The sequence below is a fragment of the Pseudomonas sp. Irchel s3b5 genome (assembly GCF_900187435.1).
GTDB lineage: Bacteria > Pseudomonadota > Gammaproteobacteria > Pseudomonadales > Pseudomonadaceae > Aquipseudomonas.
On the sequence record NZ_FYDY01000006.1, the window covers coordinates 200,526 to 213,917 of the forward strand.

Below are 13,392 nucleotides of genomic sequence, written 5' to 3' on the forward strand. Positions count from 1 at the left end.
GCGGCGGAGTCTACCAGCTTCGCTCGCAACTGGCGCGAGTAGCACTATGTCCTCTGACCTGTGGAGCTTTTCCCTGAGTACTTACGCCCGACCGGGTGTTGAACAGGCGTGCCTGCAATTGCAGTCTGCGGGCGTTAACGTCTGCCTGCTGCTGTGCGCCGCTTGGCTGGGCCAGCGAGGAGTTGCCTGCAATGAACAGCGTTTGCAACAACTTCGCACTGTGGCCGAGTCCTGGGACGCCGACGTGGTTCGACCGTTACGAGCCTTGCGCACGCAGTGGAAAGCGGCGGCTACGGACGACGTCGATTTGCATGCTTTGCGTGAACAGGTGAAGGCGTTGGAGCTGGAAGCCGAGCGACATCTGCTATTGCGACTGGAACGATCGGCACACAATTGGCCGCAGGATAAGGCAACCGATCTCTCGGTCTGGCTTGAAGGCGTGACGGCTGGCGCCGCCCACCTGGACCGCGACGCGCTGCATCAGCTGCGCGTCGCGGTAACCGGCACTTAGGAAGCGCTGGTTGGGGAGGTCACTGCTGCACTCGGAGCAGACGCCGGCGTGGGTGCTGACGTAGCTGTCGATGGGGTGGATGCCGAGGCAGGTGTTGCGGTTGGAGCCGGGGTCGCCGGTTTGGCCGCAGGTGCTGTGGCTGGCTTGACGGCAGCTGGCTTTCTCACTGCTGGTTTTGCCGCAGGCTTGGCAGCGGCGGGTTTCGCAGCAGCCGTTTTAGCGACTGGTTTCGCCGGTGCTTTGGCAGCGGGTTTGGTCGCTGGCTTGGCAGCGGGTTTGGCCGCAACAGGTTTGGCTGCAGGTTTAGCGGCAGCGGTTCGGGCAGCAGGTTTAGCGGCCGGTTTTGCAGCTGTTTTTGCCGCTGGTTTCGCGGCGGCAGTTTTAGCGGCGACTGGCTTGGCAGCAGCAGCTTTTGCAGCAGCAGACCGTGCAGCAACAGGTTTCGCCGCGGTGGTTTTAGCCGCTGGTTTGGCAGTGCTGGCAGCGGGTTTTCTCGCGGCAGGTTTTGCAGCTGGCTTGGCGGCGGCAGTTTTCGCTACTGGCTTGGCAGCAGCGGGTTTCGCAGCAGGCTTGGCCGGTGCTTTTGCAGCAGCCGGTTTGGCGGCTGCTTTCTTTGCAGGCGCAGCAGCTGGTTTGGCCGCACGCAGGGTCAACACCTTGCCGACAGCCTCTTGCACACGGCCAACGCCCTGGGCCAGTTTCAGGCTTTCCTGAGCATCGCGTTTGAGTTGCAGAATGTAGGCGCGGGTTTCCGATTGACGATCCTTGAGCGCATCAAGCAACTCCTCGAGATCGCCCACTGCACCTTTGGCTTTGGCTTGTGCCTTGGCTTTGCCGGCTGTTGCGGCGTCCTGCAATTTGATGCGGGATTTGTGCAGTTTCTCTTGCGCTTTGCCGCGCTGCTTTTCCAGTTTGGCGAGCAATTTTTCAGCATCAGCCAAGGCTTCGGAACAAGCGGTTTCAAGATGCTCGAGCAGGCTGCTCGAGAGTTGTTGGAGCAGGTGCAACGGAGTGTTTACTGGCTTCTTGGTGGCCGACATGGTTTACCTCCTGGCTGAAGTGAGTTGCGGCTCATACTAGACCTCTGCTGCAACCGCCGCTAGGGCATGTTGACACTATCGAAAGCGTTGCGTTGCAAAGGACAGAAAAACTTCTGTGCCGATGCAAAAGCAGTTCACCGTTGCGCGCATTCTCACTGGCATAATCGTTCGCAATTTCGGTCGGAGAGTGCCCATGTCGCGCTACTTTTTTTTATCGCTGTGCGTGTTTTTTTCCGTGGCCCATGCCGCCGAAAGCACACGAGAAAACGAGGCTCACGATCTCGCCTACAGCCTGGGTGCGAGCCTGGGTGAACGCTTGCGCCAAGAGGTTCCCGACCTGCAACTTCAGGCGTTGGTCGAGGGCCTGCAACAAGCCTATCAAGGCAAACCTCTGGCGCCCAAAAACGAGCAGATCGAACAGATACTGAGCGAGCACGAAGCTCGGGTTGCCATGCAATCGGCCGAACCGCGCAGCGAAGCAGCCCTGGAAAAAGAGCAGCGTTTTCTCGCCGAAGAAAAAGCCAGGCCCGGCGTGCGTGAGTTGGCGGATGGCGTGTTGCTGACCGAACTGACTGCGGGCGATGGCGCCAAGGCAGGACCGAACGGCAAGGTGCAAGTGTTGTACATCGGTCGCTTACCCGACGGCACGGTGTTCGACCAGAGCAGCCAACCACAATGGTTCAGCCTCGACAGCGTCATTGCCGGGTGGCGTAGCGCGCTGCAAAACATGCCGGTTGGGGCAAAGTGGAGACTGGTGATTCCCTCGTCGCAAGCTTATGGCGCCGAGGGTGCCGGTGACGTGATCGCACCGTTCACACCCTTGGTGTTCGAAGTCGAGTTACGTGGCGCCACCCGTTAAATCGCGGGCACAAAAAACGGTGCGCCTTGGCGCACCGTTTTCAGGTCTTGCGGGAAGCGATTCAGGCTTGAACCGAATCGGCTTCCTTGTGTGCGGTATGCAGCACTTCGATCAGGCAGTCTTCCAGCTCAAAGCGTTCGTGTAACAGCCCGCCCAGTTCCTTGAATTTCTCGGCGACGCATTTGCCTTCATCGCAAAGGTCATTGAACGCGAGAAGCTTCTCGGTAATGACGTCGATACGCGGGTAGATCGTCTCGGCGAGTTCCAGGCCACGCTTGTCGTTGAAAGCCTTGGCCTCCCCCGTCAGCTGCTCATAGATCTCAAAATGCCCGGCAGACACGTAATCGACCAGCACGCCGCAGAACTCCTGCAAGGGCTTTCGATTCTCGCTCAGCGCCTCAGGCTTTGCACCGAGCTTGTCGTATGCATCGATCAGCTCTTTTCGCTCCTGCAACCAGCGGTCGATCAGCAGGTGCACTCCGCCCCAGCGTTCCTGAGCATTCTGACAACTTTCGAGCATGGTGATCTCTCTTCCCTTGGGGGTCAGATGCTCTACGCCCGCTCGCCTCTTGTAACGTCGGTGGGCGGTCAGGCATAGCGTCATCGAGCAACGTAATTCCAATGACACGTGCGGGCCAGATTATGCCCGCGCGACACTGGCTTCAAGGTACTCAGGCGATAAAGTTCATACAAGTGTTTAATCACTGATAAGAGCCCGGTGCGACGACTCGCCGCTGAGCGGTCGCAGGCAGCGGCTCCAGACCAGGCGCCACAACTGGGAAACAGCCAGAATCATCACGGCGATAAAGAGCAGCAGACTCCACTCCGCGATACTCAAATCGAATAGCGTCCAGGAAATTTCCACACAATCGACCGTGCCGCTGAACATCTTCTGCACTAAAGGCACCCAAGGCGTACTGGCGAACAGCTCCGCCAGATTGGTTGAGCACACCCCTGGATGAACTGATGGACTGCTTTGCAGCAACACTTGTCGCCATGCCGTGGTGGTCCCCGCCAGGCTGCAACCCAGGGCCAGCAACCAATAGAGGCAATTGCCGACGCGACCGGGACCATGGATTGAAGCCATCAGGCAGACGCCGGCAAAGAGCGCCAGGCAAAAACGCTGCAACAGACACAAACCGCAGGATCGCAGGCCGATCACATATTCCAGATAATAGGAGCCGCCCAACGCCAGGGCACCGGCGATGAAAGCCATGAAAAACAAGGAGCGTGAGCGGGCCAAAATCATGGCTTTTCCGTAACAGTTGAGACAGACAGTTACGGTAGAGGAAAGCGCGGCAGGCTTTCAAGGCTGATTGCCAGAGACACTTCACCACAGGTGTAGGGAAATCCCGACGCATTCGAGGGGATTAAACGTAGGGCTCTGTAGGACTTTGCTGAAGACACCCCAGGAAAGTGAAAATCGTAGGGTTTTGACACGATGGCAGCCACTGGCGCAGGCTTCGCCCGTGGCTGCAAATGCGCGCTTTTCAGGCGCGAACCGGTACCGGCAGTGGAGCCGCCAGCAAGCGCTCGTCCAGCAGCCCCAGACCTTCCTGAAACAGCTGATTGCTGCGCTCGGTGTCACCCATCTGCGCCAACAGCCGCGCCAGTTCCGCGCAGGCTTCCGGATTGCGCTCCACGCGCAGGCTGCTTTCCAGATAATCCCGAGCCTTGCCCCACAAGCTGTTTTGCAGACACAGCCGGCCAAGGGTCAGCAGAAGGCTTGGGTCCGTCGGATGATCCTTGAGCCAGCCTTCGGCAACCTGCAGCTGACGGGCCGGATCGCTGCCGCGAACCAGTCCGTAGAGACGCGCCAGATGACTGCTGTAGTTGCGTTTTAGCGCCGTACGCAGGACTTCCTCGGCTTCAGTCTGGGCACCCAGTTGTCGCAACTGTTCGGCATAGGCCAGCACCAGTTGCGGCTCTTGTCGCTGTGCCGACGTCAGTTGCTGCCAAGCGCGATCGAGTGACTGTTGGCCGACCGCGCCGTCCTCGTCCCGCTGTGCTGCCAGGGAAAGGTTCGCGCCCCAGGCCCGGCGTTCCAGTTCGACAAGCTCGGCGGCCGGCAGGACTTTATCCTTGCGTAGCTCCGGCAGCAGACGGATCACCGCCGACCAGTCGCCCCGCTGCTGGTGCAGGCGCTGCAACTGACGCAGGGTCTGCGCGTTATGTGGATGACGTTCGCGCATTGCTTGCAGAGTGGTCAGGGCGCCTTCAGTGTCGCCACGGTCGGTCTGCAACTGTGCGTGATTCAATGCGATGGCCAGCTCGGCCTGGGGTTGACGCTCAAGTGCGCGCTCCAACAGGTTGTCGCTTTCTTCGTAATTTCCTTGCTCGTTCGCGGCCCGGGCAGCGCCGAGATAGTAAAGCAGCGGCTGGCGCTCGGCTTCAGCGGCACGAAACAGATGACGTTGCGCACTCGCCCAGCGACCTTCAGCCAGATCCAGCTGGCCGTGTTCGATTGCGACCTGCACCCGACGGCTGCGGTTGCGCCGAGACCACGGGTTGACCACGCCACTGGAGGTCATTACCAGCTCGACCAGCGCCTTGATGCCCCAGATCACCAGCCACAGCACCGCCACCAGTGCCAGAGTCGCCCACAGGCTGGACTCGAATCGGAAAGACTTGTAGGCGACCAGCACGTAACCGGAGTGCTCGGCAATCGCCAGCCCCAATGCCGCGGCGGCAGCGATCACGAGGAACACGATCACATAGAGGCGTTTCATGGCGTGGCCTCCTGCACAGCATTCGCGGCAGGTTTTGGCAGCGGCTTGATGGAGTCCTCGGCATTGACGTTGCGCCGTTCCAGATACCCTTGAACTGCACTCAGCGTACCCGTCAGGTCAGGCGTGATCACCGTGACCGGCTGCGCGCTCAACTCGGTCACCTGCTCCAGCATGACTTTGCTTTGCGGGTTATCCGGGTTGAAGTTGCCTTTGAGAACGTCCCGCGCTTCATCCAGCGCCTGGGTATACACGGCGGCCTGACCGTTGAGCGCGGCCCACTGCGCCTGCTCCAGGGCCAGGCTCAGGGCCAGACGAACCTGACTCAGGCCCTGCCCGGCCAGCAGCGGTCGAACATTTTTGTCGGCATTGAAGTCGATGCGGATGTAGCGCGAGATCTGATCCCACCATTGCGACCAGCGACTGGCACCATCGCCATCGGCGGTCAGGCCGAGCAACGAATCGCCGCGGTCCTTATATTCGGGAGCCAGTTCGGTGAGGCTGATGACCTGATCACGTAGCGCACCGAGACGCAGGAACAGCCCGGTGCGATCCGGTTGCTCGGTGCTGCGCAAGGCCACCAGGGTTTTGGCCACTTGCTCGCGGGCGGCGAACGAACCCGGGTCATTCTGTTCGCGCAGAATTTCATCCGCACCCTGCACCAGCGCCTGCGCACTGCTGATGTCCTGCAAGGCGGACAGTCGCAGGCTGGCCAGACGCAACAGGTGCTCGGCCTCGGCCAGACGCCAATCCTTGCGGCTTGCGCCGAGGACCGTTTCCAGTCGTTGATTCAAGCGCTGTTGATCGCCCTGAAGTTGAATCACCAGGCGGCTGCGCGACTCCAGCTCATCGGCCGAAGGCAATTGCGCCAGACGCGCAGCCAGTCGCTCCTCATTGAGTTTCAAGCTTTGCGCCTGATCGTTCAATGCCTGCACCTGACTCAACTGCTGCTGATTATTGGCCTGCAGGTGGCGCACCTGCCAGACACCCCAGCCACCGACCGCGACACCGGCGGCCCCCAATAACAGTGCGACGATTGCCAGCCCGTTGCCTCGGCGCTGCACGGCAGCAGGCGGCGGCATGTCATCGCCAGGTACATCAACCGGTGCATCAGGCACCGGCCGCACGTCATCTTTAGGCAAGGCTGTTTCGCTCACGTATCCATCCTTTGCATTAGAAAACGGGCACGGGATGCTCCCGTAACGCCGTCAGCAAAGCCGCGGCACTCGCGCCGCGACAATCCACAACTGTTTTGGCCCCGGCGGCACGTGCCAGCTCGGCAACCCTGGGGCTTGGTACAAACAACGGCAACTGCGCCAATTGCGGCCAGGCATCGCCGGCCAACTGATGCAGGTGCTCAAAACCTTGTCCACTGCTGACCACCAGCCCGTTCAGGCGTTCCGCCTCGATTCTTTCGGGCAGTGCTGCCGGCGGGTATTGCGGCAGGTCGCGGCGGTACAATTCCAGATACTCGACACTAGCACCAAGCGTGCGCAAACGCTCAGCGAGCAATTCGCGCCCGCCTTCGCCGCGCATTATCAACACTCGCGGATCAGGGCCGCCAATGGCCTCGAGCAACTGAGGAAGTTTCAGTAAAGCTTCGCTGTCATCACCCTCTGCCGGGAAGCTCACATCCAGCCCCCGAGCCTGAAGAATCTGCGCCGTCGCGGCCCCCACACTGAACCATTTGTTGCGCGGAGGCTGAGGCCAATGCAGGTTCAACAATTCGACACCGAATCGGGCGGCTGGCTTGCTGACCACAATGATCGCGCTGTATTGATCCAGCGTCTGAACCGCCTGGAGTATTGTGCCAGTGGCCGCCAATGGCACGATGTCCAAAAGCGGCAGGCTGCTGCTGTAAATCCCCTGCGCGGCCAGCAAATCGGCGAGCGCCGCCGACTCATCGGCAGGACGCGTCAGCAGCAAGCGCCAACCGGTCACTCGTGACCTGCCTCGCCATAGACTGCTTTGAGAATGTCACCGGCGCCCTGACTCAACAGGTCTTCGGCCACTTGCACGCCCAATGCTTCGGCAGCTTCACGGGGTGCACGGGCTTGCGCGCTGAGTAGCTTGCCCCCGTTCGGATCACCCACCAGACCACGCAACCAGACCTGTTCACCCTCAAGCACGGCGTAGCAGGCAATCGGTACCTGACAGCCGCCATTCAAGTGTTTGTTGAGGGCGCGTTCGGCGGTGACGCGAGTGGCGGTGTCCTGGTGATGCAGCGGCGCCAGCAGCGCATGAATTTCGCTGTCGGCGCTGCGGCATTCAATGCCCACCGCACCTTGGCCGCCAGCCGGCAGGCTGTCATCGACACTGATGGCCGAGGTGATGCGATCTTCGAAGCCCAGGCGAATCAGACCTGCCGCCGCCAGGATGATGGCGTCGTACTCACCGGCATCGAGCTTGGCCAGGCGGGTGTTGACGTTGCCACGCAGGAAGCGGATTTCGAGATCCGGGCGACGGGTCAGCAGCTGGGCCTGACGGCGCAGGCTCGACGTGCCGACAATGCTGCCTTGAGGCAAATCATCCAGGCTGGCGTAGGTATTGGAGACGAAGGCATCGCGCGGGTCTTCACGCTCGCAGATACAGAACAGACCCAGGCCTTCAGGGAAGTCCATCGGCACGTCTTTCATGGAGTGCACGGCGATATCGGCTTCGTTTTCCAGCAGCGCGGTTTCCAGTTCCTTGACGAACAGGCCCTTGCCGCCGATTTTCGACAGCGGCGAGTCGAGCAACTTGTCACCACGGCTGACCATGGGCACCAAGGTCACGAGAAGATCCGGATGGGCTTCTTCGAGACGGGCTTTGACGTATTCGGCCTGCCACAGGGCAAGCGCACTTTTGCGGGTGGCGATGCGGATTTCGCGAGAGGACATGGATCAATCCGTACTGAATAGATATGACGGATAATAACAGCTCAGCCCAATCCACTTTGACTTGTATCAGATACTGCGCGGCCTCCCTGGCCCCGGATGTCCGGCAATCGGGTGTGCAATTCGCCTGCGGGCAGCGAATTAAAGCTGTTGCATCATTTTGCGCACGCCGGCCACATGGCGTCGGCTGACGATCAACGCATCGCCGTTCAAGCCTTTGAGGAACAGCTGAAAATGCCCGAGCGGTGTGCGTTGCAATCGTTCGATACGCTCACGGGCAACCAATGCGTTGCGATGGATTCGCACGAAACGGTCGCCGAATTCGTCTTCGAGGGCCTTGAGCGGTTCATCAAGCAGGACTTCGCCGGTCTCGTGACGCAAGGTCACGTACTTATGATCGGCAATGAAATACACCACCTGATCCAGGGGAATCAGTTCGATCCCCTTACGGGTTCTGGCGCTGATATGGCTGCGCGGGCCGTTGCCACTTTCGGCAGCAGGGCGGGTCAGGGCCGCGAGCTGGGCGCGATTGGGACGCTCGGCTCCTTTCAACGCATCATGCAATTGTTCAGTTCGCACAGGTTTCACCAGATAGCCTACGGCGCTGGCCTGTAAGGCTTCCACGGCAAATTCATCGGGGCCCGTGCAAAACACCACGGCGGGCGGGGTTTCGCGTTCGCACAGTCGTGCAGCCACTTGCAGGCCATCGAGGCCTGGCATGCGGATATCGAGCAAAACGATATCCGGTTTGTGGCTGTCGATCAGTGCCAACGCCTCTTCGCCATTCGTGGCGCTTGGCTCCAGGACATTGTATCCCTCCAGCTCGCCGACCATTCGGCTCAGGCGCTCGCGGGCCAAGGGTTCGTCATCAACGATCAGGACATTCATATTGCGCTGGATTCCTGCGTGAGTCTCGCACAAGGATAGCGTAGACAGGTGAAGTGACGTCCGTCACCGCGATCCACGCTAAGACTAGCCCGAGCGTCAAAAAGTGCCGCGAGTCCGACAGCTAAATTTTCATCTGCCGGGCAATTGGCGGCCCTGGCTCGCATCGGCGATGCACCGCCACAGGGTTTGCTGATACGCAATATGAACACCCCTTCGTCTTAATAGTAGTCAGCCTCCGCACCGAGAAGTGCGCTGATCCTACTGTCCAACTGTAGACGGTTGCAGGAGCGATATTGATCAATTGAAAAATATCATCCCGCAAAATTGCCCGGGCCTCACCCTGGCTTGGGCTCGCGCCCCCGGAAAAAACGTGTCGACCAGTGTCAGCGACAGGATTGGCAACCCTGTTATTATCCGCGCCAGCGTTCCACGCCTTCCTACTTCAAGCCGATACGAGCGAATTCATGAGCACTGACAAGACCAATCAGTCCTGGGGCGGCCGCTTCAGTGAACCCGTCGACGCCTTCGTCGCCCGCTTCACCGCCTCCGTCACTTTCGACCAGCGCCTGTATCGCCACGACATCATGGGCTCGATCGCCCACGCCACCATGCTGGCCAAGGTCGGCGTGCTGACCGATGCCGAGCGCGACAGCATCATCGATGGCCTGAACACCATCCAGGGCGAAATCGAGGCCGGCCAGTTCGACTGGCGCATCGACCTCGAAGACGTTCACATGAACATCGAGGCGCGTCTGACCGACCGCATCGGCGTGACCGGTAAAAAGCTGCACACCGGCCGTAGCCGTAACGACCAGGTCGCTACCGATATCCGCCTGTGGCTGCGTGACGAGATCGACCTGATCCTGAGCGAAATCACCCGCCTGCAAAAAGGCCTGCTCGAGCAAGCCGAGCGCGAAGCCGCCAGCATCATGCCGGGCTTCACTCACCTGCAAACCGCACAACCGGTGACCTTCGGCCACCACATGCTGGCGTGGTTCGAGATGCTCAGCCGCGACTACGAGCGCCTGGTCGACTGCCGCAAGCGCACCAACCGCATGCCACTGGGCAGCGCTGCACTGGCCGGCACCACCTACCCGATCGACCGTGAATACACCGCGCAACTGCTGGGTTTCGACGCCGTCGGCGGCAACTCGCTGGATAACGTGTCCGATCGCGACTTCGCCATTGAATTCTGCTCGGCCGCCAGCATTGCGATGATGCACCTGTCGCGCTTCTCCGAAGAGCTGGTGCTGTGGACCAGCTCGCAGTTCCAGTTCATTGATCTGCCAGACCGTTTCTGCACCGGCAGCTCGATCATGCCGCAAAAGAAAAACCCGGACGTGCCGGAGCTGGTACGTGGCAAGACCGGTCGTGTGTTCGGCGCGCTGATGGGCCTGCTGACCCTGATGAAAGGCCAGCCTCTGGCTTACAACAAGGACAACCAGGAAGACAAGGAGCCGCTGTTCGACGCCGCCGACACCCTGCGCGACTCGTTGCGCGCCTTTGCCGACATGGTGCCGGCGATCAAGCCCAAGCACGCCATGATGCGCGAAGCGGCCCTGCGTGGTTTCTCCACCGCCACCGACCTGGCTGACTATCTGGTACGTCGCGGCCTGCCGTTCCGTGATTGCCACGAAATCGTCGGCCACGCCGTGAAGTACGGTGTGGACAGCGGCAAGGACCTGGCAGAAATGAGCCTCGAAGAACTGCGCAAGTTCAGCGACCAGATCGATCAGGACGTGTTCGCCGTACTCACCCTGGAAGGTTCGGTCAACGCCCGTGACCACATCGGCGGCACTGCACCGGCGCAAGTAAAGGCCGCCGTGGCCCGCGGCCAGGCGCTGCTCGCCAGCCGCTAAGACGACGATGACGCCTGAGCCCGATGGCCATATCCATCGGGCTCGGTGCCTTCAACGATTCGTGTTTCCCACTGCCCGCACCCGTTCCAGAAAGGCAGGCGCTTCGGCCTGCCTGTCGGCCGCGATTTTTTGTACGTTGGGGTTGTCTGCGAGGCGCTCCAGCAAAGCCCCGGCGCCAGGCATGTCAGCCAGATAGTCGATACCGAACAAGCGCTTTCCAACGTCTACCGCCAGATCAACACTGTAAAGAAAATACAGATCGGCCAACGTGAACTGCTCCCCCGCGGCATACGGCGCAAACTGCGCACGGTGCTTCAGCGCAGCGAATCCCTTGAGCAAGTCCCTCTCAGCCTTGTCCTTCAAGGCCTGGGGTGTCGGCCTGCCACCGAAAAAAACCTCGACATAACAAACTCGCGCCGGTAATTCGATGTACAGCTCGATTTCCTTGGCCAAGGCCCGCACACCCGCCCGCGCAAACGGGTCTGTGGGCAACAGCGCAATGCCCGGCTGCGTCTCTTCGATGAAATCAAGGATGGCGTCGGTTTCGCTTAAAAAGCCTTGTTCCGTTTCCAGGACCGGCACTTTTCCTCGCGGGCTGACGGCGAGAATTTGCGGGTTCTGGCACCCATGGAAGGGGACGGTTTCAAATGGCACGTCTTTTTCAAGCAGCGCCAACTTGACCATGTTGAAGTAGTTACTGGCCGCAAAACCGTAGAGCTTGAGCATCGGGGTCTCCTTGACCTCGCAGGTTGGATGCTCAAGGTAAACACTGCCTGAAATCCCGAAAGTGCCCGTTTGTTGCCTGATACGACGACATTGACTCAACTCGCTGTCAGGCAAGGGCCCGGGCCATGTAGGTCAAAAGATTACAAATCTCCAGACACCCCCACTGGCCCCGACCGCTCGTTTACTTTTTGGCGGCAATCATCGCCATAAACGCCGGCATGCCCGCCTCCCTGTCCGCCGCCACTCGCTGCACGTTCGGGTTTTGCCCCAGACGCTCCAGCAACGCCTTGGCTGCCGGCATGTCGGCCAGCAGGTCTATGTCAAACAGCTTCTTGGCGACCCCACAAGCCAACGGCACGCTGTACAGGAAATACAGATCCGCCACGCTCAGGCTGTCACCGGCCACGTAGGGGCTGAATTTGCCGTGCCTGCCCAATGCCGCCATACCGAGCTGCAATTCAGCCTTGGTTTTTTCCTTGATTGCGTCCGGCACGGTCATGCCAAAAAATGCTTCCGGGTAGCAGGCCCGGCCAGGCAGCTCGATGTACAGTTCGATTTCCTTGGCCAGCGCAAGAACCTGGGCGCGCTCGAACGGATCGCTCGGCAGCAGCGGCGTGCCTTTCTGGCTTTGTTCGATGTATTCGAGCATCACGCTGGTTTCGTTGATATAGCCCTGCTCTACCTGCAAAACAGGGACCTTCCCGCGCGGGCTGATGGCCAGCGCTTCAGGGCTGTTACCAGCGTAAAACGGCACTTCTTCGAAGGGCAGGCCTTTTTCCAGCAGGGCCAGTTTGACCATGTTGTAGTAGTTGCTGACGCAGAATCCATAAAGCTTGATCATCACAAAGCCTCCAGGCCGTGCGGGGTGGGCGGTGCCTGTTTATAGAACGCTGCGGGGATTCTTGCCAGCAGCATCACGCGGCTGAATGCGGGTAAACTGGCCGCCTTTCCCCAAGGAGCCTGCCATGAGCGAGCCAACCGATATCGACAACGACGAAGAAGAGTTCGCCGAAAGCACCCTGATCCAGGCCATCGAAAACCAGATCGAAAGCGACAATCCGCCAGCGGCCAAGGCAACGTTCAACAAGTTGACCCTGGTGGGTTACGAGCGCGAAGAAATCCTCAATCTGATGGCTCACGTTCTGGCGGTAGAAATCGACGCGATCCTCGAAGAAGACCGCGCGTTCAATACCGAATGGTACGAAGCAGCGCTGCGCGCATTGCCAGAATTGCCGCCGGAAAAGAAGTAAGCATCGACGCGATCACTGTGGCGAGGGCGCTTGTCGGAACGCCGCAGCGGCCCCAAAAGCTTTGCGCCTGCTGCGCAGTCGAACGGGGGCAAGCCCCCTCGCCACAGGCAAGCTCCCTCGCCACAAAATGCCTATCCCACACAATTTGTTGCCAATCCGTCCTGCTGCCTGTCAGCCCGCGACTACACTGATCCAACCCCAGTGATATGCCTCCCGCCGGGGAACGCTGCCCCCATCGAAAAAACCCTGTCGCGAGCACTGGACATGCCGCGAAAGTGGGCTCACCTTAGGGGCGCTGTCGTCCAATTCCTAAGAAAGTCTGGAGTCCTTATGTCGCTTACCCCTGAGTTGGTTGCCGAACTGGAAGTCCTCGCACTCTTCAACCTGGACAGTTCCCAGGAAGGTTTGAAAATTCATCAGACCGCTGCCCCGAAACACATTGCCGCCGCCAAACGCCTTTTTGAAAAAGAACTGACCGACCAGCCTGATGGCGGTTACCTGACCAGCCTGGGTCGTGACGCCGCGCAAAATGTGCAAACCGTGCTGACCATTCTCAACGCCGTAGAAACTGCCTGAATTCCGCCGCATCGCCCGCGGAAACCCCGTCCCAGGGATTTCCGCGGGCACTCGCCTGACTTTTTGTCGCCAACCGATAGA

General features: G+C 60.0%; 15 protein-coding genes and 1 pseudogene. 5 read left to right on the forward strand and 11 right to left on the reverse strand.

What is annotated here, in order from left to right; translation table 11 throughout:
• The first annotated feature begins 46 nt into the window (after positions 1-46).
• Positions 47-511 (forward strand): TIGR02444 family protein, encoded by a 465-nt coding sequence (locus CKW15_RS09585; protein WP_095057561.1) that lies wholly within the window; start codon positions 47-49, stop codon positions 509-511.
• Here the strand turns inward: CKW15_RS09585 and CKW15_RS28560 are convergent.
• On the reverse strand, positions 508-1,551 hold the full coding sequence (locus tag CKW15_RS28560) for an AlgP family protein (RefSeq protein ID WP_095152077.1): 1,044 nt from the start codon (positions 1,549-1,551) through the stop codon (positions 508-510). The genes CKW15_RS09585 and CKW15_RS28560 overlap by 4 nt on opposite strands.
• Positions 1,552-1,744: 193 nt before the next feature.
• Between CKW15_RS28560 and CKW15_RS09595 the strand changes: the two genes are divergently transcribed.
• Positions 1,745-2,410, forward strand: a complete 666-nt coding sequence (locus tag CKW15_RS09595) for an FKBP-type peptidyl-prolyl cis-trans isomerase (protein ID WP_095057563.1) — start codon at positions 1,745-1,747, stop codon at positions 2,408-2,410.
• Positions 2,411-2,471: 61 nt separating this feature from the next.
• On the opposite strand, the gene rsd is transcribed toward CKW15_RS09595, so the two are convergent.
• From rsd to CKW15_RS29045, 8 genes and pseudogenes are all read right to left on the reverse strand, one after another.
• Positions 2,472-2,930, reverse strand: coding sequence for a sigma D regulator (gene rsd, locus CKW15_RS09600; RefSeq protein WP_095057564.1), 459 nt, complete (start codon positions 2,928-2,930; stop codon positions 2,472-2,474).
• Between the two features lie 177 nt (positions 2,931-3,107).
• Positions 3,108-3,659, reverse strand: coding sequence for a disulfide bond formation protein B (locus tag CKW15_RS09605; RefSeq protein WP_095057565.1), 552 nt, complete (start codon positions 3,657-3,659; stop codon positions 3,108-3,110).
• Positions 3,660-3,900: 241 nt separating this feature from the next.
• Complete coding sequence (locus tag CKW15_RS09610) at positions 3,901-5,139, reverse strand: heme biosynthesis protein HemY (RefSeq protein ID WP_095057566.1); 1,239 nt, start codon at positions 5,137-5,139, stop codon at positions 3,901-3,903.
• A complete protein-coding gene (locus CKW15_RS09615) occupies positions 5,136-6,293 on the reverse strand; it encodes a uroporphyrinogen-III C-methyltransferase (protein ID WP_095057567.1) in 1,158 nt (385 codons plus the stop codon). Before CKW15_RS09615 ends, CKW15_RS09610 begins: the two co-directional genes overlap by 4 nt.
• 16 nt (positions 6,294-6,309) lie before the next feature.
• The gene (locus tag CKW15_RS09620; RefSeq protein WP_095057568.1) at positions 6,310-7,077 is read right to left on the reverse strand and encodes a uroporphyrinogen-III synthase; all 768 of its coding nucleotides are present in this window, start codon (positions 7,075-7,077) and stop codon (positions 6,310-6,312) included.
• Entirely contained in the window at positions 7,074-8,015 is a 942-nt protein-coding gene (hemC, locus tag CKW15_RS09625; RefSeq protein ID WP_095057569.1) for a hydroxymethylbilane synthase, read from the reverse strand. Before hemC ends, CKW15_RS09620 begins: the two co-directional genes overlap by 4 nt.
• Positions 8,016-8,153: 138 nt before the next feature.
• Complete coding sequence (locus tag CKW15_RS09630; RefSeq protein WP_095057570.1) at positions 8,154-8,900, reverse strand: LytTR family DNA-binding domain-containing protein; 747 nt, start codon at positions 8,898-8,900, stop codon at positions 8,154-8,156.
• Positions 8,897-9,019, reverse strand: a pseudogene (locus CKW15_RS29045) (sensor histidine kinase); the annotation flags it as partial. The pseudogene CKW15_RS29045 and the gene CKW15_RS09630, both read right to left, overlap by 4 nt.
• A 345-nt stretch (positions 9,020-9,364) precedes the next feature.
• Between CKW15_RS29045 and argH the strand changes: the two are divergent.
• On the forward strand, positions 9,365-10,759 hold the full coding sequence (gene argH, locus CKW15_RS09635) for an argininosuccinate lyase (RefSeq protein ID WP_095057571.1): 1,395 nt from the start codon (positions 9,365-9,367) through the stop codon (positions 10,757-10,759).
• A 51-nt stretch (positions 10,760-10,810) separates the two neighbouring features.
• On the opposite strand, the gene CKW15_RS09640 is transcribed toward argH, so the two are convergent.
• The gene (locus tag CKW15_RS09640; protein ID WP_095057572.1) at positions 10,811-11,485 is read right to left on the reverse strand and encodes a glutathione S-transferase family protein; all 675 of its coding nucleotides are present in this window, start codon (positions 11,483-11,485) and stop codon (positions 10,811-10,813) included.
• Positions 11,486-11,666: 181 nt separating this feature from the next.
• Positions 11,667-12,326, reverse strand: coding sequence for a glutathione S-transferase family protein (locus CKW15_RS09645; RefSeq protein WP_095057573.1), 660 nt, complete (start codon positions 12,324-12,326; stop codon positions 11,667-11,669).
• A gap of 124 nt (positions 12,327-12,450) precedes the next feature.
• On the opposite strand from CKW15_RS09645, the gene CKW15_RS09650 reads away from it, so the two are divergent.
• Positions 12,451-12,735, forward strand: a complete 285-nt coding sequence (locus tag CKW15_RS09650) for a hypothetical protein (RefSeq protein WP_053163768.1) — start codon at positions 12,451-12,453, stop codon at positions 12,733-12,735.
• A gap of 330 nt (positions 12,736-13,065) precedes the next feature.
• Complete coding sequence (locus CKW15_RS09655; protein WP_095057574.1) at positions 13,066-13,311, forward strand: TIGR02647 family protein; 246 nt, start codon at positions 13,066-13,068, stop codon at positions 13,309-13,311.
• Positions 13,312-13,392: the final 81 nt, after the last annotated feature.

Coding starts and splice junctions, on each gene's coding strand:
- CKW15_RS09585 (WP_095057561.1), top strand. CDS start 47: ATGTCCTCTGACCTGTGGAGCTTTTCCCTGAGTACTTACGCCCGACCG.
- CKW15_RS28560 (WP_095152077.1), bottom strand. CDS start 1,551: ATGTCGGCCACCAAGAAGCCAGTAAACACTCCGTTGCACCTGCTCCAA.
- CKW15_RS09595 (WP_095057563.1), top strand. CDS start 1,745: ATGTCGCGCTACTTTTTTTTATCGCTGTGCGTGTTTTTTTCCGTGGCC.
- rsd (WP_095057564.1), bottom strand. CDS start 2,930: ATGCTCGAAAGTTGTCAGAATGCTCAGGAACGCTGGGGCGGAGTGCAC.
- CKW15_RS09605 (WP_095057565.1), bottom strand. CDS start 3,659: ATGATTTTGGCCCGCTCACGCTCCTTGTTTTTCATGGCTTTCATCGCC.
- CKW15_RS09610 (WP_095057566.1), bottom strand. CDS start 5,139: ATGAAACGCCTCTATGTGATCGTGTTCCTCGTGATCGCTGCCGCCGCG.
- hemC (WP_095057569.1), bottom strand. CDS start 8,015: ATGTCCTCTCGCGAAATCCGCATCGCCACCCGCAAAAGTGCGCTTGCC.
- CKW15_RS09630 (WP_095057570.1), bottom strand. CDS start 8,900: ATGAATGTCCTGATCGTTGATGACGAACCCTTGGCCCGCGAGCGCCTG.
- argH (WP_095057571.1), top strand. CDS start 9,365: ATGAGCACTGACAAGACCAATCAGTCCTGGGGCGGCCGCTTCAGTGAA.
- CKW15_RS09640 (WP_095057572.1), bottom strand. CDS start 11,485: ATGCTCAAGCTCTACGGTTTTGCGGCCAGTAACTACTTCAACATGGTC.
- CKW15_RS09645 (WP_095057573.1), bottom strand. CDS start 12,326: ATGATCAAGCTTTATGGATTCTGCGTCAGCAACTACTACAACATGGTC.
- CKW15_RS09650 (WP_053163768.1), top strand. CDS start 12,451: ATGAGCGAGCCAACCGATATCGACAACGACGAAGAAGAGTTCGCCGAA.
- CKW15_RS09655 (WP_095057574.1), top strand. CDS start 13,066: ATGTCGCTTACCCCTGAGTTGGTTGCCGAACTGGAAGTCCTCGCACTC.